The organism is Ruegeria sp. AN6, from assembly GCF_056540425.1.
Window position 1 is genome coordinate 29,217 of sequence record NZ_JBQFWR010000010.1, and the last position, 22,444, is coordinate 51,660.

At 56.5% G+C, this 22,444-nt stretch carries 17 protein-coding genes and 1 tRNA gene; 6 read left to right on the top strand and 12 right to left on the bottom strand.

What is annotated here, in order from left to right; genetic code table 11:
• The first annotated feature begins 1 nt into the window (after position 1).
• From paaZ to ACR0MQ_RS15550, 5 genes are all read left to right on the top strand, one after another.
• A complete protein-coding gene (paaZ, locus tag ACR0MQ_RS15530) occupies positions 2 to 2,026 on the top strand; it encodes a phenylacetic acid degradation bifunctional protein PaaZ (protein ID WP_170774992.1) in 2,025 nt (674 codons plus the stop codon).
• A gap of 53 nt (positions 2,027 to 2,079) precedes the next feature.
• Entirely contained in the window at positions 2,080 to 2,883 is an 804-nt protein-coding gene (locus ACR0MQ_RS15535) for a PaaX family transcriptional regulator C-terminal domain-containing protein (protein WP_480609228.1), read from the top strand.
• 83 nt (positions 2,884 to 2,966) lie between these two features.
• Complete coding sequence (locus ACR0MQ_RS15540) at positions 2,967 to 4,439, top strand: flavin-containing monooxygenase (protein ID WP_480609230.1); 1,473 nt, start codon at positions 2,967 to 2,969, stop codon at positions 4,437 to 4,439.
• Complete coding sequence (locus ACR0MQ_RS15545; RefSeq protein ID WP_170774987.1) at positions 4,439 to 5,410, top strand: alpha/beta fold hydrolase; 972 nt, start codon at positions 4,439 to 4,441, stop codon at positions 5,408 to 5,410. Before ACR0MQ_RS15540 ends, ACR0MQ_RS15545 begins: the two co-directional genes overlap by 1 nt.
• Positions 5,411 to 5,492: 82 nt before the next feature.
• Positions 5,493 to 5,569 (top strand) — tRNA-Met (locus ACR0MQ_RS15550).
• A gap of 81 nt (positions 5,570 to 5,650) precedes the next feature.
• Here ACR0MQ_RS15550 and ACR0MQ_RS15555 read toward each other — a convergent pair.
• The 7 genes from ACR0MQ_RS15555 to ACR0MQ_RS15585 are packed head-to-tail and all read right to left on the bottom strand — an operon-like array spanning position 5,651 to position 12,148.
• Entirely contained in the window at positions 5,651 to 6,127 is a 477-nt protein-coding gene (locus tag ACR0MQ_RS15555; protein ID WP_170774985.1) for a class I SAM-dependent methyltransferase, read from the bottom strand.
• Positions 6,124 to 6,897, bottom strand: coding sequence for a polysaccharide deacetylase family protein (locus tag ACR0MQ_RS15560; protein ID WP_480609232.1), 774 nt, complete (start codon positions 6,895 to 6,897; stop codon positions 6,124 to 6,126). Before ACR0MQ_RS15560 ends, ACR0MQ_RS15555 begins: the two co-directional genes overlap by 4 nt.
• A complete protein-coding gene (locus ACR0MQ_RS15565; protein WP_170774981.1) occupies positions 6,894 to 8,036 on the bottom strand; it encodes a glycosyltransferase in 1,143 nt (380 codons plus the stop codon). Before ACR0MQ_RS15565 ends, ACR0MQ_RS15560 begins: the two co-directional genes overlap by 4 nt.
• 2 nt (positions 8,037 to 8,038) lie before the next feature.
• The gene (locus ACR0MQ_RS15570) at positions 8,039 to 8,617 is read right to left on the bottom strand and encodes a histidine phosphatase family protein (RefSeq protein WP_170774979.1); all 579 of its coding nucleotides are present in this window, start codon (positions 8,615 to 8,617) and stop codon (positions 8,039 to 8,041) included.
• Positions 8,614 to 9,690 (bottom strand): glycosyltransferase family 4 protein, encoded by a 1,077-nt coding sequence (locus ACR0MQ_RS15575; protein ID WP_170774977.1) that lies wholly within the window; start codon positions 9,688 to 9,690, stop codon positions 8,614 to 8,616. Before ACR0MQ_RS15575 ends, ACR0MQ_RS15570 begins: the two co-directional genes overlap by 4 nt.
• Positions 9,690 to 10,937 (bottom strand): glycosyltransferase family 4 protein, encoded by a 1,248-nt coding sequence (locus ACR0MQ_RS15580; protein ID WP_170777076.1) that lies wholly within the window; start codon positions 10,935 to 10,937, stop codon positions 9,690 to 9,692. The genes ACR0MQ_RS15575 and ACR0MQ_RS15580 overlap by 1 nt, the downstream gene beginning before the upstream one ends.
• Positions 10,934 to 12,148 carry a hypothetical protein gene (locus ACR0MQ_RS15585; RefSeq protein WP_170774975.1) on the bottom strand — a complete coding sequence of 405 codons (1,215 nt, stop codon included), beginning with the start codon at positions 12,146 to 12,148 and terminating at the stop codon, positions 10,934 to 10,936. Before ACR0MQ_RS15585 ends, ACR0MQ_RS15580 begins: the two co-directional genes overlap by 4 nt.
• 382 nt (positions 12,149 to 12,530) lie before the next feature.
• Between ACR0MQ_RS15585 and ACR0MQ_RS15590 the strand changes: the two genes are divergently transcribed.
• A complete protein-coding gene (locus tag ACR0MQ_RS15590; RefSeq protein ID WP_480609235.1) occupies positions 12,531 to 14,918 on the top strand; it encodes a mechanosensitive ion channel domain-containing protein in 2,388 nt (795 codons plus the stop codon).
• 85 nt (positions 14,919 to 15,003) lie between these two features.
• Here ACR0MQ_RS15590 and ACR0MQ_RS15595 read toward each other — a convergent pair whose 3' ends face one another.
• Genes ACR0MQ_RS15595 through ACR0MQ_RS15615 form a run of 5 tightly spaced genes read right to left on the bottom strand, consistent with a single transcriptional unit; the run spans position 15,004 to position 22,228 of the window.
• Complete coding sequence (locus ACR0MQ_RS15595; RefSeq protein ID WP_480609237.1) at positions 15,004 to 16,359, bottom strand: CoA transferase; 1,356 nt, start codon at positions 16,357 to 16,359, stop codon at positions 15,004 to 15,006.
• Entirely contained in the window at positions 16,356 to 17,510 is a 1,155-nt protein-coding gene (locus ACR0MQ_RS15600) for an ABC transporter permease (protein WP_170774972.1), read from the bottom strand. The genes ACR0MQ_RS15595 and ACR0MQ_RS15600 overlap by 4 nt, the downstream gene beginning before the upstream one ends.
• A complete protein-coding gene (locus ACR0MQ_RS15605; protein ID WP_010437945.1) occupies positions 17,507 to 18,535 on the bottom strand; it encodes an ABC transporter permease in 1,029 nt (342 codons plus the stop codon). The genes ACR0MQ_RS15600 and ACR0MQ_RS15605 overlap by 4 nt, the downstream gene beginning before the upstream one ends.
• Before the next feature lie 14 nt (positions 18,536 to 18,549).
• Positions 18,550 to 20,463 (bottom strand): ABC transporter substrate-binding protein, encoded by a 1,914-nt coding sequence (locus tag ACR0MQ_RS15610; RefSeq protein ID WP_480609240.1) that lies wholly within the window; start codon positions 20,461 to 20,463, stop codon positions 18,550 to 18,552.
• The gene (locus tag ACR0MQ_RS15615; protein WP_480609242.1) at positions 20,456 to 22,228 is read right to left on the bottom strand and encodes an ABC transporter ATP-binding protein; all 1,773 of its coding nucleotides are present in this window, start codon (positions 22,226 to 22,228) and stop codon (positions 20,456 to 20,458) included. The genes ACR0MQ_RS15610 and ACR0MQ_RS15615 overlap by 8 nt, the downstream gene beginning before the upstream one ends.
• Positions 22,229 to 22,444 lie beyond the last annotated feature (216 nt).

The following is a 22,444-nucleotide window of genomic DNA, read 5'->3' on the forward strand; positions in this document are numbered from 1 at the left end:
CATGTCCCTGCATCAGATTTCCAGCTTTGCCGCTGGCACTTGGGTCGCGCCCGGAGAAGGCGCACGCACCATCGCATCCGCCATCACCGGCGCACCGTTTGCCAGTGCTGGCAACGCAGCGCTCGACGTGCAGGCGATGCGTGATTATGCACGTAACACCGGTGGCCCAGCCCTACGTAAATTGACGTTCCACGACCGTGCCCGGATGCTCAAAGCGCTGGCGCAAGAGCTGTCAGCGCATAAACAGGCGCTCTACGATCTGAGCTTTGAAACGGGTGCCACGCAGAAGGACCACCTGATCGATATCGACGGTGGCATCGGCACGATGTTCGTCTTTGCCTCTAAGGGTAGGCGCGAGATGCCCGACGCGCAGGTCTACCTGGATGGAGATATCGAGCAACTGTCGCGCAACGGCACGTTTCTGGGGCAACATATCTGCACCCCTCTGCAGGGTGTGGCGGTCCACATCAACGCGTTCAATTTCCCGGTATGGGGCATGTTGGAGAAACTCGCTCCAACACTTTTGGCGGGCGTTCCTGCTATCGTGAAACCAGCCACCAATAGTTGTTATGTCACCGAACTGGCCGTGCGGATAATTCTGGACAGTGGCATCCTGCCCGCCGGTGCGCTGCAATTAGTGTCAGGCGGGTTGGGAGATATGCTCGATCACTTAAGCTGTCAGGATGTGGTCAGCTTCACCGGTTCGGCGAACACCGCGTTGAAGCTACGGCAGACACCTGCGATCTTGCAGAACTCGGTCCGGTTCGTTGCTGAGCAGGATAGTTTGAATGCTTCAATCCTCGGCCCGGATGCAGAGCCCGGCACGCCGGAATTCGATCTGTTCGTTAAGGAAGTCTCTCTTGAAATGACCACCAAGGCGGGCCAGAAATGCACCGCCATCCGTCGTATCATCGCGCCCGATAGTCAGCTCGACGCCGTGATTTCCGCGCTCTCGGAACGGTTGGCGAAGATCACCATCGGCGATCCGCGGGCCGAGACCACGCGCATGGGCGCGCTTGTGTCGAACGGGCAGAAGGCTGACGTGCTGGAAAAGGCCGCTTTGATTGGGCAAGAGGCTGAACGGGTTTATGGAAACCCCGACGCGTTCGACCTGAACGGCCCCGAAACTGGTGCCTTCGTTCCCCCGATGCTGTTTCACTGCGCTGATCCTGACAAAGCGCTGCGCGTGCACGATACCGAGGCGTTCGGCCCGGTCTCAACCCTGATGGGTTACCGCGATCTGGATCATGCGGTGGCACTGGCCAATCGCGGGCAGGGGTCTCTGGTCACCTCACTGATCACCCATGACACTGAGGTGGCGCGGGATGTGGTGATGGGGGCTGCGGCCTATAACGGGCGGATTTACATTAACGACCGCGACTCGATGGCAGAATCGACCGGCCACGGTTCTCCGCTGCCGCATATGGTGCATGGTGGGCCGGGTCGAGCGGGCGGCGGTGAGGAAATGGGCGGCGTGCGCGGTGTGAAACACTATATGCAACGCACCGCCATTCAGGGCTCGCCGCGCATGCTCAGTGGTATCAGCACCAAATGGGTGCCTGGGGCGCCTGAAATCCAAGGTCCGGCACATCCGTTCACCCGTAAATTCGGTGAGTTGCAGGTCGGAGAGACGCTGCACACAGCCTCGCGCGTAATCACGCTGGAGGATATCGAACACTTCGCCAATTTCACCGGCGATACGTTCTACGCTCATATGGACGAGGACGCGGCGGCACGAAATCCGTTCTTCCCCGGTCGCGTAGCGCATGGCTATCTGTTGCTCAGCTTCGCGGCTGGCTTGTTTGTTGAACCGAACGAGGGGCCGGTGTTGGCCAATACCGGGCTGGACGGGTTGCGGTTCATGAAGCCGGTCGTCGCCGGGGACAGCATCAAAGTGCGTTTGACGGTCAAGCAGAAAACCCCACGCAATGACGATTATGGCGAGGTTCGCTGGCACGTGTCCCTGACCAATCAGGATGACGAGCCGGTCGCAGAATACGAACTTTTGACAATGAATGCCCGCTAACTCGTTAGCGTAACCTGTTTTTCTTATTCGGCCTAATGGGTTAAACTGGTCCCATGACCAATCAAAGCTCGTGGTTCGAAACGGCCGTAGCCGATCTAGTGGATCCGCAAGACCAGCGGGTCTGGTCGATTATTGTCTCTTTGTTCGGAGATATGGCACAGGAACCGGGCGCGCAGATTTCAGGCGGTGCACTGACCCAGATTATTGAACCGATGGGCATAAAACCCGAAGCGATCCGGGTGGCGCTCCACCGATTGCGCAAGGACGGTTGGATCGAGAGTGACCGGATCGGTCGCGTCTCGCGCCATGTCCTCTCGGAATTTGGCAGAACCCAATCAGCGGCCGTCACACCGCGCATCTACGCGCGTGACTCGGCGACTGTTGAACATTGGCATCTGCTGATTGCCGAGGACGGGACGGGTACGCAGGTGCTTGACGATGTAATGCTCAGCGATGACTACATTCCAATCGGACGCAACATAGCAATGAGGGCAGGTGCGGCTCCGCTTCAGGCGGAAGGATTACTCGCGCTGGATATCTCGCCGCAAACGGCCCCGAAGTGGATTCAGGATCGGTTATGCCCACCCGAGCTGCGCGCTTCGTGCCGGGCATTGCTAACTTCAGTCCAGAACGCAGCAAAAACTCAGCCCGAGGAATGGACACCAACTCCATTGCAGAGCGCCACATTACGGACTCTGCTGGTGCATCGATGGCGGCGTGTGGTGCTGCGCCAACCGGACCTGCCCGCAGCCTTTTACCCACCGGATTGGGTCGGCGCCGCCTGTCGAAAGAGCATTATTCGCATGCTTGATCTGCTTCCACGGCCCTCAGCTGCCATTCTAAGCGGGAGTGGTTGACCAAACTGCACTCTGTTCAAAACGCGTTTGCGACCTTTATCATCTGATCAGCCGAGTGGAGCGCCAACGGAGGAGGTCGAAGGATGACGAAGCAAACAGATATGCTTATCATCGGCGCAGGTTTTTCCGGGTTAATTTTGGCAATTGAGGCGCGAAAGCGCGGCATCGCAGATATTGTCATATTGGAGAAAGCAGCCGACATCGGCGGTACATGGCGAGAAAATACTTATCCTGGCGTCGCCTGCGATATCCCCTCGCATCTCTACTCGATGGCGACACATCTAAACCCGGATTGGAGCCGCGCCTATGCAGGTGGCGCCGAAATCCAGTCCTATTTGCAGAAAATCGCGCGGGATGAGGGGCTGTACCAACTCTGTCACTTTCATCGGAAACTCAAATCTGCGCGGTGGGATGGTACGCGATGGCATGTCGAGACAGAGGACGGCAACCATTGGTCAGCGCGGTTTCTGGTCTCGGCTATCGGCGCGCTGCACGTGCCGCGCATCCCGCATATCCCCGGCGCTGACAGCTTTGCTGGCCCTAGCTTCCATTCCGCAGAATGGGATCACGATGTTTCGCTTTCTGGTAAAAGAGTCGCTGTCATCGGCACTGGAGCTTCAGCCGTTCAGTTCGTCCCCGAGATCGCTAAAACTGCGGCGCAGGTCACCATCTTCCAACGCAGCGCGCCCTATGTTCTGCCTCGCCCGGACGGCCCGATTGCGCCATGGGTGCGCCGCTTGTATCGGTACTTCCCAGTGCTGCCTCGCATCCGGCGCCAACTGATCTATATGCAGTTTGAGTTTCGTCATCGCGTGTTTCGGGGTGAACCGCGGGCTGTCGAATTTGCAATGAAAATGTGGCGCCAGGCCTTGGAAGGTGCGATCACCGATCCAGACCTGAAAGCCACGCTGACGCCTGACTACACAATCGGATGTAAACGCATCCTCAGCTCAAATGACTGGTATCCGGCATTGGCACGAAACAACGTGGATGTGGTGCCGCATGCCGTCTCCAGGGTCGAAGGTGGTCACATCATCGCAGGTGACGGCCGCGAGTTCATCGCTGATGTTCTGGTCTGGAGAACCGGATTCCATGTCACTGATGTGGTCGATAATCTCGACATAACTGGAACCAATGATCTGACACTGAAACAGGCCTGGTCAGGGGGTATGCAGGCCAACCTTGGCACCGCAATTGCCGGGTTTCCTAATTTCTTCATGTTACTCGGCCCGCATACCGGGCTGGGGCACAACTCTGTCGTGCTTATGATCGAAGCACAGGTGGCTCATATCGGTCGTGTTCTAACAGAAATGCAGGAGGGTGGTCTTCGCACCATCACCCCGAAAACCGACAAACAGGTGGCGTTTACAAAAGAGATGCAGGACCGTCACCTCGAAAGCGTCTGGCAATCTGGTGGCTGCACCTCATGGTATCAGGACGCTGAGGGGCGCAATACAACGCTGTGGCCGGGCACTGTGTCCGAGTTCAGAAAACGCATGGCGCGATCCGGGCTCGAACAATATCATCCTGTGAGAGAAACGATCGGAGACCCATGATGTCGATCCTGCTGACGATTGTCCTGCTGCTGGTGGCTTTCCTGCTGTGCATGAACTTCTGGACGCGCCGCCTGACCCGTCAAGGGATCGAGATGGTGCCACAATTGGGACAAATCGTGCCCGTTCAGGGAGGCAGCATCCACTATGTCGAAAAGGGCGACCCCGTTAATCCGACCATCGTCCTGATCCACGGCCTCTCGGGCCAGTTGCAGCATTTTACATACGCATTGATGGATGATCTGGCAGAGGACTATCACGTTCTCGCGGTCGACCGACCGGGTTGCGGTTACTCAACCCGTGATACCGCTGCGCTGGCCGCCCTGCCTGAACAGGCCCGGATGATCCACGCGTTTCTGGAAACCAAGAACGTCGACCAGACCATACTGGTTGGCCATTCGCTTGGCGGCGCGGTATCGCTGGCAATGGCATTGGACTATCCCGACACTATCTCGGCGCTGGCACTTCTGGCCCCTCTCACGCAGCAGATGCCCGAACCGCCTGCCGTCTTCAAACCACTGGAAATCCGCTCCGATTGGTTGCGCAGCCTAATCGGAAACACCATCGCCGTGCCGATGGCCCGTAAAACAGCACCGCTGGTTCTGAAAGATGTCTTCGCCCCTGAACCCGCGCCAACCGATTTTCTGAACCGCGCCGGGGGCGCTCTCGGCCTGCGACCTTCGGCCTTCATCACTGCGTCGCAAGACGTCATCGGCGTAGAAAGCAGCATGGGTGAATTAACCCAACGATACAGTGATCTGAAAACGCCCGGAGGCATCCTGTTCGGCACCGAAGATCCGATCCTGTCGGCTGAGACACACGGTGCATCAATGACGAAATTCGGCCTCACCTTCGAAAAACTGGAACATCGAGGTCACATGATCCTGATCACTGAACCTGATATCTGCGCACGTTTCATCCGCCAAATCGCCGGCATGACCCACGCCGACATGAAAAAACAAAACCCTCACTGAAAGCGCACACAAAGAATCCCATCAGACCCTCAATTCCCTCTTGACCCTCTCCGGTCCGTCGCTTACATCGCCTCTCACTCGTGGCGGAGTAGCTCAGTTGGTTAGAGCAGCGGAATCATAATCCGCGTGTCGGGGGTTCAAGTCCCTCCTCCGCTACCAGCATCCCCAAAGTAAGGTACACTTGCTCATTTTGGTGACCAAATTGCTTGTTGATCGCTTAGAGCAGCATATGAAGTTGCATCAGGCGCGATAAAACAGATAGCGATCAGGTGCGATGGTTTCAGGGCCCTGTATCGGGGTGAAACCTACCAGGGGTTGTCCTGATATCAGCAAGCCGCCGGGGCACATCACCTGTTTGACCAAAGGGCTCAGGCGGGCTGCTTCGGCAACGTCGTCTGACTTGATCCCGCGACCAAAATCATAGTGCGCTAGTGCGATAGTATGGCCAGCTTCCGCCAATTTCAGTAACATCGGTTCCGCTTCGCCTTGCAGAAAATCTTCTGCAGGAGGCTTGCTGTCAGGATGGCATTGCAATACGCGATCCATTACCCAAATTCGGCGTAAGGGCAGGATCTCGCGTAAATGGTCATAGGTACGTCCATTGCCCAGCCCCAAGTCTAGAACATCTCCGTCCATGGCGTCGATCTGTGCTGCGGCCCAATTCAACCCGTCACGTTGCGCGGTCAGGCGTCGTAGCATGGAATCCAGTCGACTCATTCGGGTTCTCCCAGCGTTTTGTTGCATGGCGCAATCCAAGGAATACCAGGCCCATCAAGCAGCCTTTGCAACAGGTCTTTCGTAAACGTCCAGATGTCCTGATCATGGACCAGATGATGCGTCAACACCCCAAATGCTTCAGCATTGTCTGCCCGTCCTGCGCGTCGATCTTGTAGCAGTGTGACCACTTGCGAAATCAGCTCTTCCGGGTCAGCCAAGCCGCGAGTTCCGCGCCAGTCGATAGGATCGAGATGCGTATTTACCTGCTCGAGACCAGGAGCGGCGAGTGGTGTTTTCCGAGGTGTTGAGGTCGATATTATCCGAAAACCCAGCCCTCGGAGATGAGCTGTAACTTCAGGATCAATCCGGTTCCAAGGTGGCACAAACATCGGGCGTAACTGATCACCGAACAGATTCTGTAGCCGAGTCAGTCCGGCCATTGCGTCAGAAACAATGGCTTCGATTGGTCGGTGCAAACGGAACTCAGCTTTCTTTTCACCTATGGGTGCGTGGTTCTGATGCGCCCAGCCATGCACAACCGGGATTAAGGCGGTCTGATCACGCACATAGTCCGCCAATGACACCTCAGCTGGGCGCGGGATCACCGCCAGATGGACCGGCAGGCCCAGCTCAACGGATATCAATGTGAGTTTTTCGAGCTGTGGCGTCACCGTGATCGCGTCGTCATCGCGCCACCACAAGGGTAGCGTCAAATCCGCTTCTTCCCAGCGCTGCAACTCAGTCATTAAGGGTTGCCAATCAAGGCTCATCGGCGGGCCTCATACAAGTCTGTCGCAATTTCCACCGATCGACGGGCGCCATCAAAACCTTCAGTCATTGGAAGACGAACAAGACCCGACATGACACGATCCAGTGCGTTCAGCAGTGAGGATCCGGATAGTTCAGAACTGTTCAGTACCTCAACCCCTTCCAATTGCGAAAGCGCACGCGCACGCAATCCCTGCTCAACCTCTTTGCCGTCGTCGAATGGGATCAACACAGCAGGGGCACCGCATTGCAGCAGGTCCATGGCAGTATTGTAGCCGCACATACTAACCGAGGCCGCAACAAGCGGAAGCATTTGGCGAAAATCGGGGCGAACGGGTTCCAGAATAACCGTTGCCCCCTCGGCCAACTGCGAAAGCTCGGCGATGCGCGCTTTGGCATCCTGTCCTCCGACCAACAGGCGCCAGCGCCTGTTGGGCATCTTTCGGGCGGCCTCAATGGCCGCCTGAAAGATCGGTTGGCCAACTGATCCGCCACCGGCACTTACGATGATCTCGTCCCGACCTGTACCCTCCGGATGGCTTGGCGGTGCGCTCGGTGCGACGAAACCCGTGTAGTGCAGCTGTGCTGCCAGTTGCGATGAAACAGGCCAACTGACGTCGAGGGGTGTGATCCGAGGGTCGGCATGGACCAGAACACCGTCATAAAACTCTGCAACAACTTCGTCCGTTCGGATAGCTTTTGCAGGCTTTGATGGCGGCGCAAGAATATCGCGGATCGAACTCAGTATAACAGGGGGGCGAGAGATCCCCCGCGCGGCTTTTATTGCCGCTTGGAATTCTGCTGCGAGCGAACGGCGTCCAAACGGATATAGCTCGGTGATCAGAATCTGCGGCCCGAAGCTGCGTACTGCCTGAACCAGTCCGGTTGCGCGTGCTTCTAAATAGGCGGCGTCTGCAACGGTACCATTCTGATCAAGCAATCGGATAAAATCGGTGCCATCCGACCTCAGCGGCGGCAGTCCCAGCAGAGACATACCGTCCGTGTCCAGCTGCGGTGCGGGCATACCTCCGGAGACGACAAGAACCTCATGGTTCTGATCAACGAATGCGCGCCCTAATGTCAGTGCCCGGCTCAGATGCCCGGTGCCCAACAGGTGGGTAACGACGATCATCACCTTCATTTTCAGACCTCACGCCCAAGCAGACGGACGGGTTCGGGCTGGGCCCGCATCGGGTTCAACTCGATGACAAATAACCTGTTGCGTTTGATTTTGAACGGGGCGGGGCCTGCAAAGTTCCAGCCCCAGGCCTTGGCCAAAATCACCCGCATGATGCCGATATGGCAGACGGCAAGATTGTCGCCCGTCAGGCCATCCATCCAAGGTGCGATTCTTGCCCAAAGTTCTGCCGGGCTTTCACCGTTAGGTGGTCGGTAATCCCAACCCCACTCTTCAATATGACGATAGCCGCTATCGGGAATCGCGATCAGGTCCACGCCGCGTTGCCCTTCCCAATCTCCCCAGTTCATCTCGGTCAAGGCTTTGGATGTTTTGGGGGCTTTGCCAGATACAAGTTCAGCGGTTTCAGCCGCGCGACTTAGCGGGCTGGACCAGATCGATGCAGTGTCCCACGGCGATGGCAGACAATATCCCGCAAGCTCGGCACGGGCATCAATATCCAGGGGAATGTCGCTGCGACCCTGAATGCGACCAGCGCGGTTCCATTCGGTATGTCCGTGGCGCAATAGGGCGAGACGGGTCATTTTTCTTTCTCCAACAAGGGGCGCACGGCAGTCCAGAACCGATCCGTCGCCGACGGGATCAGATGGCGTTGCGCGATGTAGGCGCGGGCGCGATCACCCTCGGTTCGCCGAAGGTCGGGATCATCCAAGAGCAACTGTATACGAGCGGCCAGCCCTTTGGTGCCCGAACTTACATTGGGATGATCAGAGGGCATCAGTACATCACGCACGCCGGGGCGATCTTGTGCCACGACCGGGACACCGCTGGCCTGAGCCTCAAGATAGACCATGCCATAGGCTTCGTTGACGCCGGGCCAGACAAACATCGATCCTTGACGGTAGTGCTCTTGCAATGTGTCTCGATCAAGCTGACCCAGAAACCTGACGCGGGACCCGAACTGCGCCATCAGCGCTTCGACTTCGGGGCGGGCGGGGCCATCGCCTGCTATGTCCAGTGCCCAATCGCCGTTGAGATGTTTCAGCGTCTCGGCCAGAATCGTGTACGAGGCCAACTTATCCCCAGGACGCATCATACCCACCGTCAGCATCGGGCCGTCGCGGGTAGATGCGGAAGGCAATTCAGCAACAGGTAGAAACGGGGGCAATTCTACCAATATTTGTGTGCCGAATTTCTCGCGCTCCAGCGTGATCAGATCGTTGGCTGTGTGATAAAATATTATCTGCGCGGCATCACAGGCGTCGTGCGCCGACTGGGCAAACCCGGCCCATGGACCCGAGAGCCGACTGGTGGCACGAGTGCTTTCCAGCTGTACATATGGGATACCCCGCGCGCGACATACTACGGGGCCCAACAGGTCCGGCGCTTTGTAGTAGTTGTGATATGTCACCCAAAGGTCTGTGTCCGATGGCAGTTCCGTGATCAGCCGCGTAGCTTCGACCATCGCTTTGTCTCGCAACTGATTCTGAAGTGGGCACTCACCCTTCTTGTCGTAAATCCGCAGGTCTGATGCGAGCTCAACAACGTTGTCTTGGGCGCGGATTGCGGCGATCAGGTTGCGCGCCATTTCGCGGTCGCCCGAAGGCTTGGGGCTGTTGGGGGATTTCATCGGCGCGTAAAAAGCCACCCGAGCCATCACCGACCATCCGTGCACAATGCGTTTAACCGCTCGGACAGGCGACGTATGCCCGGATCCATACGAAAGTCGGCGATCAAACGGTCATACGCTGCCTCTGCCATTTGCGCGGTTTTGGCCGGGTTCCGGGCGATCTTGGAAATGGCGGAGGCCAAGGAGGCCGGGTCGTCCTGCGATAGAATCCCATGGACGCCAGTTTCGATGAACTCTGGGATCGCCGATATCGGCGTCGACAAAATCGGAAGGCGCTGAGACGCCGCCTCCATCAATACGTTGGGCAAGCCATCCCGGTCACCATCTTCAGCAATCCGGCTGGGCAGCACAAACAGGTCAGAGCGGCGCATCTCCGTAATGACCTCAGGTTGGTCGCATGCACCCATCCAGGTGATCCGACCTGACAGCCCTGCAGCATCGGCCTGTGCACTCAGTTTTTTGGCCAGTGTTCCCCCGCCGATATGGGTCCAGTGCCAGTCCAAAGTGTCAGGGAGCAGAGCAAACGCGTCGATAAGGCGATCAAAGCCCTTTTTCTCGACCAACCGCCCGACTGAAAGCATATGAAAGGGTGCGTCGGCCGCCCGCTGGCCACGCTCAGGAGGGGTCGGAAAACGGGACAGGTCCAGACCGTGGTAAATCAACTCAATGCGCGCAGGATCATCAGCCAATTCGCGCAGATGCGCTGCGCCGATTGCGGTGCAGGTTGCCCCAAAAGTGGCTCCGTGACTTTTTAGGTGCAGTTTTTCCTTCTTTTCCCAGTCTGGCGAGGTCCAAATATCTTTGGCGTGCGCTGAAAAACTCCACGGCAGGCCGCGCATGATCGCGGCGTAACGGGCGACCGACGATGGCGTGTGCATGAAATGCGCGTACAGCGCTTGCGTTTCCTCAGGTAACTCGGCAGCTAGCACGCAGGCCTGTCCGAACCGGCGAATGCGGTTATGGGTTTGGTCTCGGCGCAGGTCTTGCCGCCAGACCCGATATGCCTCTGGGTATCCGGGCAAACCCGAAGCGACGGCGCGTGCAGCGGCAAGCCGTTCAGGTTCGTCATAAAGGTATTCTGGCAGATAGCGTACTTGCCCATTGAAACGATCATGCAGCGGGTGCCGCTTGGCGTCGGTCGGATGGCGCAAAGACCAGATATCGAAGTTGTGGCCAGCCTCCTGCAAGGCAACGAGTTCTTGGGCAATGAACGTCTCGGACAGGCGCGGCCAGCCTTTGACTAGCACCGCAAGCCTGGGGTGTGTTTTGATCATCCTGTCGCGCGCTCTTGTTCTGCGGCTAGTAGTGCGGTTATGCGATGGGTGACGTAGTTCAGACCATCTAACAAACCGGCGCTTATGGCTTGCGACGGCAATGGCTGAAGGGGAAGATTACGGATCGCGTGGATCATCGCGTCCGCCGTCAGACCGTCACGATTTTCATCGAGCATTCGCACCAGTCCCAGATCTTCCGCGCGAGAAGCGCGTATCCATTGTTCCAGACGGGGTGTTGTGCGCGGGACGATGACCGCGCGTTTGTCGAAGGACAGTACTTCGCAGAAGGTATTGTAGCCGCCCATGCAGACCACACCGGCTGCTCCGGCGAACAGCGTTTCGATCTGAGATTCAAAGCCTACAGCTGTGACCCGGCCATCAAGTGCGGCGACGCGGGTTTCAAAATCCTCGCGCAATTCACCTGACAGGAATGGCCCATAGACCAGCACGGCACGAGGAGAAAGGTCCGGGTCTTTCTCATAGGCGGACAGCACGAGGTTGACCATCGCTTTACCATCGCCGCCACCGCCGGGCGTAATCAAGATATAAGGTTGCTCGGGCGGCTCACCGACAGGCCCCAGATCACGTCTTAGATATCCGGTCCAGTGCATGCGTTGTTGCGCTGCCGGACTGAGGGGTAGACCTTGGGTCGGGTCATAGATCGAGCGCAAGCCATATACCCAGATCTCATCGTAGAAACGCTCGGTTGCCGAGATCGCTTCTTTGCGTTCCCATTCGGCGGCCAGTACATCGGGTTCGTCCAGAACATCGCGCAGACCCAGAACCAGCTTGGTCGAACCCGAGCTCTCAAGATATTCCAGCGTTGGCAACAATTCACCGCGAAACCCGGTCGGTTCTTTGTCGACTATCAGAACATCCGGATCAAATTGCGCGACAGCCGTTTGGATAAGGCTTGCACGCAGCTCAGTTACATCATCAATCCCCATGCCAATGGTTTGTGAGGCGTAAGAACCGTCCGAGCGTTTGGTGACGCCAGGCAGGCGAACATGGTCGACCCGTCGTGGAAAAGTAAAACGACCCGCTACCGGAGAGCCGGTCAAGATCAAAGCCGAAGCGCGTTGATCGGCCTGTGTAATCGCTGCCGCCAAAGCTCGAGACCGGCGCAAATGGCCCAGACCGAACGTGTCGTGACTGTATAGCAGGATACGAGGCGCGCGGCCGTGATGTTCGTTTTTGTTACCTCGGCTCATGCCTTCGCCTGTTTCGGTTCCGATGCAACTCCGCGCGTTTGCACCTGAGTATCCTATTTCATTCGCGCCTGCGCGCAAAAGGTGGGAATTTTTCCCTGCAAATGCGCCAAACATTGCGAATTGGCAACAGCATATTCGTTACCTTGTCGTCAATGTGACGCGGCCCCTTTGTTGGCGATTGCCCGCAATGAACAAGATTGCGTGCGATCCTAGGGCTCAGGCCGTCATATTCAATTTTTGGTTGCTTGAAAATACCTTATCCAGACGTTTGCGCCGAGGCCACTGGCCTCACGCAAAGATGCCTTTGCGTGCGCGGATGATTTGAACAGCAGACCAAGCTTCTGTAGTCTTGCCGGCAACTGTGATTTGGGTGCGAGACACTATGAAAACGAATGTTCTGGCCGGGCTGTTTCTGGTGCTTTGGGCCGCAATGCTTGTATGCGTACCCGGAGCAGAGGCGCAAACCTCGCTGATCCCGGGATATCCAATTGGATCGTCCGAAGAAACCAGCACATCAAGTTCGGCAGAAGAGGGCGATCTGGCAGCTGCGATCCGCGCGGCTTCTGAAGCTGGTGCAAGTGTCATCGTAATCGACAGCGCGGGACAGGTGGTTTCGTCAGCCAATAATGGCGGGGCAACATCTGATCCAGAGGTCGCTGACCCGATGGCGGAAGGGTCTCAACTGATGAAGGCTCAGGAGCGGTTCTCGAAATTTCGGGAATCTGTGCGCTCGCGTTTAGAAGCGCTTCCGTATTCGGTTTTTGAGGTGCAGTACGTTCTGAGACAAACCAGCCCGGATGGCCGTATTCAGACCTATTTCGAGGTCTTGGCCTGGAACATTGTTTTTCTTCTGCTGGGACGCTGGTTATCGACCGAGATTTACGGAAAGCGTATCGCCAAGCGTTGGGTTGTTGCCCGCATCAAGGAAAACCCCGTTGGCTATCGCGAGAAAATGCCTTTCTTGGTTTACCGCTTCGTAATGGGCATCGGTGGGACGATCTTTGCGATGCTGATGGCGCTGATCGTGGGGTATCTGTTCTTTGGCGAAGCCGAGGATATATCCATTCAGTTCACTGTCACCGCGATTTTTACTGCGTTCTTCCTGTCGCGCACGGTTGCGGACTTGTGGCGGATGATCTTGTCACCGTTTCTCAGCCAGTACCGTTTGCCCCCGTTTTCCGATCGGGACGCCAAGCGGCTATACCGGTGGGCGTCGGCAATCGCGACGTTTGATATCTCGGTCGTGCTTTTCTCGACTTGGGTTGCGGATTTTGGGCTGAACTACAATGTTTATGCCTTGGTTTATGGCAGCCTGACTCTGGCCGGTGCGCTGGGCAATCTCTTGATGATATTGTTCAATGCCCGCGCGATTTCTCATGCGATCCGTGGCGGGCGTTTGCCCGAACAAGTTTCGTGGATATTACGATTTATCTCGTTCGCCTGGGCGCCGGTATTGATGCTCTACATTGTGTTCAGCTGGTTCAAGCTAGCAGTTGATCTGGTTTTGGAGATCGAGGATTCCGTCCCGATCGTAGCCAGCAGCTATGCAATATTCATGTCAGTGGTCGTTGCATATGGTGCGATGAACTATCTGCTGGAACGCTACTTTGATCGCAATCGTCAGATCGCGGAACTGAACACCGAAGCAGATGAGGCCGAGGTAGGTGAGGCTGCAGCGCTTGTCACACCCGAGGCTGAAAAGCGCAAACACGCCATATTGACCTACGAAGATCTTGCCCGAAGGGTGGCCGGTATTCTGGCCTTTGTGGTGGGTCTATATGCGCTGGTCGTGATCTGGACTCCGCAAGCCAACTGGAGCGATGATCTGCCCATAGAGCGAGCGCTTGATGTGATGGTGATCTTGTTCATCGGATACATTCTGTTTCATTTTTTCCGGGTCTGGATCGACAGCAAGATTGCAGAAGAGGTTGACGATGGTGCCGCCGATGCCGAGCTTGGCGACGAAGGGGGCGAAGGTGGACAGAGCCGGCTTGCGACATTGCTTCCCCTGTTTCGCGGTGCCATCCTGGCTGTGGTCGTTGTCACCATCGCGCTGATTGTTTTGATGGAACTCGGGATCAATGTCAGCCCGCTGTTTGCGGGTGCAGGTGTTGTAGGATTGGCCGTAGGATTCGGGTCGCAAACGCTGGTGCGCGATATCTTTTCGGGTGCGTTTTTTCTGATGGATGATGCATTCCGTAAGGGTGAATATATCGATATCGGCGATGTGAAGGGAACGGTTGAAAAGATCTCGGTTCGGTCCTTCCAGTTGAGACACCATCTGGGCGCGCTCAACACGATTCCCTTTGGTGAGATCAAGGTGCTGACCAATTACTCGCGCGATTGGGTGATCATGAAGCTGCCGTTGCGTGTGACGTATGACACGGATGTCGAAAAGGTACGGAAGCTGATCAAAAAATTGGGTCAGGAATTGCTGAGTGATCCGGTGATCGGAGAAAACTTTATCCAGCCTCTGAAATCTCAGGGTGTGATCGAGATGCAGGATTCGGCGATGATTATCCGGGTCAAGTTCATGACCAAACCAGGCGATCAGTGGCTGGTGCGCAAGAAAGTATATCAAGATATCCGTGAACTGTTTGCCCGCGAAGGTATCCGGTTCGCGCATCGCGAGGTCACCGTAAGATTGGCAGACGGCAAAGAGGCCGAAGACTTAACGCCAAAACAGCGCGAAGCGGTTACAGGCGCTGTTCAGGCTGCGATTGACGAGGATTATCTGGATGATATCGGGCCCGGCGGCGACGATCGCTAAGGCGGCTCCCGCCTCTTTGAGCGGCGTCTCGAATGAGACGCCATACAAAACGTTGGGCGGGGCCGCGCTCCGCGCGGCGGTTGGTCTACGTGGCGAGTGAGGGCCAGACAGGTTCTGATGATCCAAGCTTTGAGGCGGGTAGGGACCATCGCATCTTGGAAGTGCCTACAGTCAGTGCTGGATTCAAACGGTGACCTGCTCCCCATCCGGAATGTTCTTGCACATCCGAATAATCTGCAAGTAACGCACCGGTGATATCTACATCAGTATCGCTTTTGGCGAGAGTCGCGAGCAGTTCTGCGGTGCGTGCAAGTGAAAGTCGGGCATCCATGACCGCTTGACCGGATGCAGCCTCGGCCAGAGCCGAAAGAATAGCAGCAGCCATCAAGTATCCAGTCGCGTGATCGAGTGCCTGCACAGGTAGCGGGGTTGGCTCGTCGACCCCGGCCCATTCCATTCCTGCGTGCGCGATCCCGGCGCTCATCTGAACCAGACTGTCAAATCCCCGGCGTGAGGCCCAAGGACCTTGCCAGCCATAGGCGTCCAATGTGACCTCGACCCTGTTGGGGGCAAGCTGATCACGCGTGGATTTAGCCAAACCAAGCGCGTCTAGGGCACCGGGGCGATACCCATGAACAAATACGTCAGCTTGTTTGAGAAGTTCCTGAAGTTGTCCAATTCCCGCGGGCGATTTCAGATTCAGATAGGCGCAATGCTTGCCCAGTGAGATGTCAGGAATGACGCCGGGCTCATCCCAGCCAGGAGGGTCGATCCTAAGGACTTCGGCCCCAAAACCCGCAAGTGTTCTTGTAGAAACCGGCCCTGCCAGTATTCGTGTGAGGTCGAGCACGCGTAGCCCTGCAAGGGGGCGCTCGACGGTCGCCTGTGGCCGGTCGCGTAGCTTGATATTCCGTGGGCCTTGCCAGCCGATCAATGGTTCACGTGCGAGTACACGTCCCTGCGGATGGTCATGCCATTCTGCACGACTGCGCATCGCGGCACCAACCCCACCCTCTGCGACAATTGCGGCTTCGAGTTCCGAAATGGTTCTGTCTCGGATCGCGCGTTCAACCGATGACCGATCAGGGTTGACCTCGAGTACCTTCAAAGCAGCAGTGCGGTGATGCGGCAGATTGGTGTGCAGTCTGATCCAGCCATCTGAGGCCTGATAGTCTCCTGCGATCGCGTCCCAAAGGTTGGGCATGTCCCATCCGTCGGGTTTGAATGAGAAGCCATACCATAGAGAAGCCAACCGATGGTCCACGGAAACATCCGGCGGTTCTGGCGACAGGTTGAGCGCAGTAACAAGGCGTGACATTTCCTGACCAACAGCAGCAAAACTGGCCGTTGCCAGTTCCGAGACTGCAAAAGCGCTGGGCCGCGCACCCTCCCCGTTGACCCGATATGTGTCAGTTGAAGGGAGGGCGGATAGCAGGCTCATTGCTGGTAGGGGTCCAGACTGTCGCGCAGTCCGTCGCCAAGAAAGTTGAAGGCCAACACGACTACGATGATTGGTAGCATCGGAATCGCCGTCCACGGGTAGATCTCGATCGAAGCAAGGTTCTGCGCGTCATTTAGCATCACCCCCCAGCTGACCGCCGGAGCGCGCAGGCCAAGACCAAGGAAGCTGAGCGCGGTTTCTCCAAGGATCATCGCTGGTATTGACAGTGTGGCTGAGGCAATCAGGTGCGACATGAAGTTCGGAAGCAGGTGCTTGCGGATCACGCGACCCGAGCTTGCGCCCATCATCTCGGCGGCGCGAACATATTCCTCTTCCCGTAACGAAAGGAATTTGGCGCGTACGGATCGGGCAAGGCCGGGCCAGTCGAGTATGCCGAGAATGATCGAGATGATGAAGAAGACAGCAACAGGACTCCAATTCGAAGGCACGGCTGCAGACAAAGCCAGCCAAAGCGGGAGTTCCGGAAGGGAACGCAAAATTTCGATCACACGGTTTATGACCCAGTCGATGCGCCCACCAAAATACCCGGCCATAGATCCGAATAGGATGCCGAGGAAGAAAGACACTGAGATGCCGATCAGGCCTACGGTCAGCGACAATTGTGCACCGTAAAGAATTCGACTGAAGACGTCACGTCCCAAGCGGTCGGAGCCCCATAGGAACAGCGTGGCGCCTTCAGGTGCACAAAACAGGTGGGTGTCGGATTTTATCAGGCCCGCCAGTTTGTACTCGGAGCCCTCACAGAAGAACCGGATCGGGCGCGGGTCTTCTGTGTCGGGTACGAACTTCCATTGGAAGGTTTCAAGGTCCGCTTCTGCAACAATGGGATAGACATAAGGACCTATGAATTTGCCCTCGTGGAACCAGTTGACAGACTGGGGTGGGGCATAGAGGTGCTCACCGTTTCTGTCGTTCGGTCCATAGGGGGCGATGAATCCCGCGAAGGGTAGCATCAGATAGCACAACAGCAGGAATATACCTGAAATCAGACCCAGCTTGTGTGTTCTGAACTTGCGCCAGACCAAGACCCAATTTGGGGCATCGAGATCTGCGCGTTCAAGCTGCTGGAGCGAGGCTTGCGGATCAAACGGGGCTTCGTCGACATAGCGACCATCGGGGCGTTCACTCATGCTTCTCGCCCCTCATACCGAATGCGCGGGTCAAGCATGACCAGCAGGATGTCCGAGATCATGGTACCGATCAGCGTCAGCAAGGCCACGAACATCAGAATGAAAGCAGACAGGAACTGATCCTGTGTTTTAAGCGCGGTCAGCAATGTTGGCCCGATGGTTTGCAGACCCAGAACAACCGAGACCAGAACCGAACCTGAAACCATCGAAGGCAGTAGGTTGCCAATATCGGCAACAAAGGGGTTGAAGGCCACCCGCAGCGGGTATTTTGTCAACATCCGCGACGGGGCCATCCCCTTGGCGATAGCGGTTTCAACATAAGGCTTGCCCAACTCATCTAGCATGTTGGCACGCAGGCGCTGCATCATTGCCGAAGCGCCCGAGGTGCCGATGACGAAGGTCGGAACGATCAGGTGAACAAGAATGGATTTCAGCTTGTCCCAGCTCATCGGTTGACCCTCAAAGGAAGGGTCCATCAGGCCGCCAATTGGCAGGTTAAAGTAGCGATGGCCGTAGTAGAAAAGTATCAGCGCCAGCAGGAAGTTTGGCGTCGCAAGGCCCAGATACCCAACAAAAGCAGAAGTATAATCGATCCATGTTCTTGATTTGGCCGCCGCAAGAACGCCCAGCGGCAGGGCCACAGCATAGACGAATAGAATGGCAGCCAGATTAACCACGACAGTCAACCAGAGCGTATCGCCCACGATCTCGCGCACGGGGCGGTCAAATTCGAATGACCAGCCATAATTGCCCTGCAAGAGGCCCTCGAACCCGTGCGGGCCGGGCCAGAAACCTATCCAGATCAGATATTGTTCCGGCAACGAACGATCCAGAGAATACTCTTTGCGCAGAAACTCGGCCTTGGCCACGCCCGCAGACTGGCCCGAGGCCTGCAACTCAGCGATCTGATTGCTGAGGTAGTCGCCTGGGGGAAGGTTGATGATTACGAAGATCAGTACCGACACCACCAACAGCGTCAGCAGCATCGTGAAAAAGCGATACACCGCATAGCGCAGCATGACCATTTAGCTGCTCCTGATCAGTCGGCGAAGAAAAACTCGTCGGGACGATGAATGCCGAAATGCGCACCGGGCTCCCAGGCCCACATGGCCTGTTCGGGCACGTTCTTCAGCCGGTTTGACACAACGATTGGTTGCGGTGCGCCGTTAAGAATACCAATGGCATACAGCTGATCCGCGTGAATTTTCAGCATCTCAGTCCAGACTGCCGCGCGCTCTTCATCGGTTGTGGCGATTTCCCAGTCATGCGCGAGTTTCATGAGAAGTTCGGCTTCGGGCATGTCTGGTGGCTCGCCTGATCCTCCAGCTGTCTGGTAATGCTGCCCCCACTTGGGCCAGGCCAGAAAGACCTGATCGGTAGGCGCCAGATAGGCAGGCGAGGTGTGCAATTGCGGGATGCCGTCATCCCAGCCAAACCAGACTGAGGCCATCGTGTTGCCCGAGAAGACCCGATTACGCAGAATGTCCCGATCCAGGGGGCGCATCACAAGTTTGACACCGATCTCGCGCCAGGTATCTGTAACGATTTGGAGGGCATTTTCTACTTCCTGCCTCTCGCCTGCAGTTTCGATAACCAACTCCATAGGACGTCCGTCAGGCAGTAGGCGAATGCCGTCTTTATCCCGCTCGGTCAATCCAGCCTCATCCAACAGCGCATTCGCCATATCGACGTCGTAGTCTGCCCAAGCCTTTGCATTTGCTTCGTCATAGAATGGCGACGCAGGCAAAACTGACATCGCGCCGGGATGGGCCAGCTTAAAATAGAGCGCTTGATTGATTGTTTTGCGGTCTATCGCGAGGGAAAGGGCCCGGCGGACGCGCACATCACGCAATACGTTGCGCCAGGCTTCGTCTTCGAAGTTCAGGTTTGGATAGATGGCGATTTGGGATGCGACCCCGGTCTTCCACAAGAGCGTTTTGTAGTCTCCTTGCGCTTCGCCTTTTTTCAGGATCGACGCGTCGCGGAATGCCAGCCCGCGCCCTTGCAGGTCACTTTCACCCGCGTTGGTCTTGGCCGCGACAAGACCTGGGGCAACAATCTCCATCTCGACCACATCGATATAAGGGAGCTGCACCCCCTTTGAATCAACCCTGTGATAGTAGGGGTTGCGGATGAAGCTGTGCCGGATTTTCTTGCCCGAGCTTGCATTGAGCCAGGGCTGCAATGTGGGCAATTCGTGATTGTCATATTTGTACAGGTTATCCAGCTTGTTATGCAGCGCCGCCCAGCTTTTGACCCGCGCGTCTTCGACCTGAAAAGCCAGTTCTTCAGGATCGGCAAACTTCTCGTGGTATTTTTTGAGAAATTCTGATGGGCGGTAGATAAACGGTGGGCGTGCCTGTGCAAGAGATTGCAGAAAGTCAGGGTTCGGATTTGCCCACTCGAACACGACGGTCGTTTCATCAGGGAAAGTTACCGTAGGCGCCTTACCTTCAACCAGCAAAAAGTCAGGTGGGCCTGAAGGGCTGAGCGACTCGTTATTGGCGACGTCTTCCCACCAATATCGGAAATCCTCAGACGTAAACGGAGTGCCGTCCGACCATTTGTGGCCAGGGCGTAAATTCAAGGTAAACTTGCGATTGTCTTCGTTTTCGAAAGAGGCCAGCAGATCAGGCACGATGTTGTATTCATGGTCAAAGCCGACAAGCCGCGCATAGCCATAGACCACCATCTGGCGAATGTCCTTGGACCGGGTAACCATGGTTCGCAACGTTCCGCCGGGCGTTCCGAAATCGCGCCCCTTTGCGGCCAGATCAACGATTAGCGGGTCTTGCGGAATGCGGTCGGCGACAGGTGGCAGCTTTCCACCTTCAACTTCGGCTTCCCAGTAGGGGATTTCCTGAAGATTGGCCGGGATTTCTGCCGTGGCGGGCAGACCTGCTGCAACGACCAGCGCGGTCGCCAGAAACAAACGATGAGTGGTCTTAAACATGGCAACGTACCTTATGGCCGGGCTCCAACTCTACCAGCGAGGGTATCACGGTGTCGGAAAATCGAAAGGCGTCATCCCAACTGTCGGGCGAACCCGCGCCCAAAGCAACCAGTTTCAGGTCTATCGGACGATTGATATCCGGTTCGGGCTGGGCGGCGATCAATGCCTTTGTGTAAGGATGACGTGGATTATAGAAGAGAGTTTCAGGTGGGGCTTGTTCAACCACCAGCCCCCGACGCATTACGGCAACTTCATCAGCGATGCGCGCGACAACGGCGAGATCATGCGAGATGAACAGGTAAGACAGGTTCAGACTGTCTTGCAGGTTTTCGAGCAGGGTCAAAATTTGTTCCTGCACAGATACATCTAAGGCCGAAGTAGGCTCGTCACAAACGATCAAAGCCGGGTCCAACATCATCGCGCGGGCGATAGACAGACGTTGCCGCTGCCCGCCTGAAAACGCGTGCGGATAACGTTTGAGCATGTCTGCGTTCAGTCCGACCCTCTGTAACATTTCGGCTGCTTTATCGCGCTGTTCTGCTACTGTTCCGAGGCGGTGAATTTCCAACGGTTCGGTCATCGCATCCTGAATGCGCATTCGGGGACTAAGTGAGCTATACGGATCCTGAAACACCATCTGCGCCTTGCGCTGGAAGGCAGTACGCTCGGCGCGCGTCATGTTGTGAACTGTGAGCGGATCGGCTTCCTTGTTTGTCCGGAACAGCACTTCTCCGCCGGGGTCCGGCAATTCGGCGCCCAGAGCGATACGCGCTGCGGTGGTTTTGCCCGATCCGCTTTCGCCAACGATCGCAAGTGTTTTGCCGCGCGCCAGCTTCATATCGACGCCGCGGCAGGCGTGGATCAGCTTGTCGGCTCTCCAGCCTTTGCTGGACCGCATCGTGTAGGTCTTCGAAACCCCGGTCATCTGCAATATCAGGTCTTCATCGGGCATCGGTATGCCCACCGCATCCTGGTCAGGTATTTCTGGTGCTGCATCGAACAGTTGCCGGGTGTAGGGATGCGCCGGGTCGTTCAAGATCAGGGCGGCTGGACCGGCCTCCATCACACGACCTTTGTGCATGACAACAACCTGCTCGGCCATGTTGGCGACGACACCCAAATCATGCGTGACCAGAATTAGCGCCATACCGGTTTCACGCTGCAGTTCTTTGATTAGCCCAAGAACCTGCGCCTGAGTTGTTACATCCAGCGCAGTGGTTGGTTCGTCCGCGATGAGCAATTCAGGTTTGGAAACCATCGCCATCGCGATCATGGCCCGCTGTCGCATGCCACCGGACAATTCAAACGGATAGCTGTCATAGGCGCGGGCCGGGTCGGGAAAGCCCACCCGTTCAAATTGCGTCAGTACTTCTTTGCGTGCCTCAGATTCAGATGCGCCGCGGTGCAGCCAAAGAACTTCGCTGACCTGGTTTCCAATTTTGTGAAGCGGAGAGAGTGAGCGCATCGGCTCCTGAAAGATCATTGACACCCGATTGCCTCGAATGTCACGCATTTGACGTTCACTGAGTTGAGTTAACTCCGCCGTGCCTCTGGAATCGTTCAGGGTAATCGTACCGCTACGGATTTGAGCAGTACGGGGCAGGATGCGCAGAGCAGCGCGACACGAAATCGTCTTGCCCGATCCAGATTCACCAACCAATGCAAGTGTCTGTCCAGGCTCGACATCAAAGCTGACATCTTGAACCACGGAAGGACCCTTGCCGAAGCCGATGCTGAGATTCCGAACGGACAACAACGCACTCATGCGGGTTTTCCACCCGTCTGGCCGCTAGGTAACATCGGCTTTGTTAACTCCCTGTCTTTTTTTCGTAGTTTCGCGCGGTTCGGGCGGGGTAGTCAAACACCTTCTGCACCTGAAACGTCGCGGAATCGTGAATTCTTGGCGGTGCGCCTACACATTCCCTTGAGAATTTGTCACTACCTGATCGAAAGGCACACGTAAGGTGCGGTGTCTGCAAAT

What these genes read in the sequence shown, in the direction of transcription:
- paaZ (WP_170774992.1), top strand. Translation starts at nt 2, where the DNA reads ATGTCCCTGCATCAGATTTCCAGCTTTGCCGCTGGCACTTGGGTCGCG.
- ACR0MQ_RS15535 (WP_480609228.1), top strand. Translation starts at nt 2,080, where the DNA reads ATGACCAATCAAAGCTCGTGGTTCGAAACGGCCGTAGCCGATCTAGTG.
- ACR0MQ_RS15540 (WP_480609230.1), top strand. Translation starts at nt 2,967, where the DNA reads ATGACGAAGCAAACAGATATGCTTATCATCGGCGCAGGTTTTTCCGGG.
- ACR0MQ_RS15545 (WP_170774987.1), top strand. Translation starts at nt 4,439, where the DNA reads ATGTCGATCCTGCTGACGATTGTCCTGCTGCTGGTGGCTTTCCTGCTG.
- ACR0MQ_RS15555 (WP_170774985.1), bottom strand. Translation starts at nt 6,127, where the DNA reads ATGAGTCGACTGGATTCCATGCTACGACGCCTGACCGCGCAACGTGAC.
- ACR0MQ_RS15560 (WP_480609232.1), bottom strand. Translation starts at nt 6,897, where the DNA reads ATGAGCCTTGATTGGCAACCCTTAATGACTGAGTTGCAGCGCTGGGAA.
- ACR0MQ_RS15565 (WP_170774981.1), bottom strand. Translation starts at nt 8,036, where the DNA reads ATGAAGGTGATGATCGTCGTTACCCACCTGTTGGGCACCGGGCATCTG.
- ACR0MQ_RS15570 (WP_170774979.1), bottom strand. Translation starts at nt 8,617, where the DNA reads ATGACCCGTCTCGCCCTATTGCGCCACGGACATACCGAATGGAACCGC.
- ACR0MQ_RS15575 (WP_170774977.1), bottom strand. Translation starts at nt 9,690, where the DNA reads ATGGCTCGGGTGGCTTTTTACGCGCCGATGAAATCCCCCAACAGCCCC.
- ACR0MQ_RS15580 (WP_170777076.1), bottom strand. Translation starts at nt 10,937, where the DNA reads ATGATCAAAACACACCCCAGGCTTGCGGTGCTAGTCAAAGGCTGGCCG.
- ACR0MQ_RS15585 (WP_170774975.1), bottom strand. Translation starts at nt 12,148, where the DNA reads ATGAGCCGAGGTAACAAAAACGAACATCACGGCCGCGCGCCTCGTATC.
- ACR0MQ_RS15590 (WP_480609235.1), top strand. Translation starts at nt 12,531, where the DNA reads ATGAAAACGAATGTTCTGGCCGGGCTGTTTCTGGTGCTTTGGGCCGCA.
- ACR0MQ_RS15595 (WP_480609237.1), bottom strand. Translation starts at nt 16,359, where the DNA reads ATGAGCCTGCTATCCGCCCTCCCTTCAACTGACACATATCGGGTCAAC.
- ACR0MQ_RS15600 (WP_170774972.1), bottom strand. Translation starts at nt 17,510, where the DNA reads ATGAGTGAACGCCCCGATGGTCGCTATGTCGACGAAGCCCCGTTTGAT.
- ACR0MQ_RS15605 (WP_010437945.1), bottom strand. Translation starts at nt 18,535, where the DNA reads ATGGTCATGCTGCGCTATGCGGTGTATCGCTTTTTCACGATGCTGCTG.
- ACR0MQ_RS15610 (WP_480609240.1), bottom strand. Translation starts at nt 20,463, where the DNA reads ATGTTTAAGACCACTCATCGTTTGTTTCTGGCGACCGCGCTGGTCGTT.
- ACR0MQ_RS15615 (WP_480609242.1), bottom strand. Translation starts at nt 22,228, where the DNA reads ATGAGTGCGTTGTTGTCCGTTCGGAATCTCAGCATCGGCTTCGGCAAG.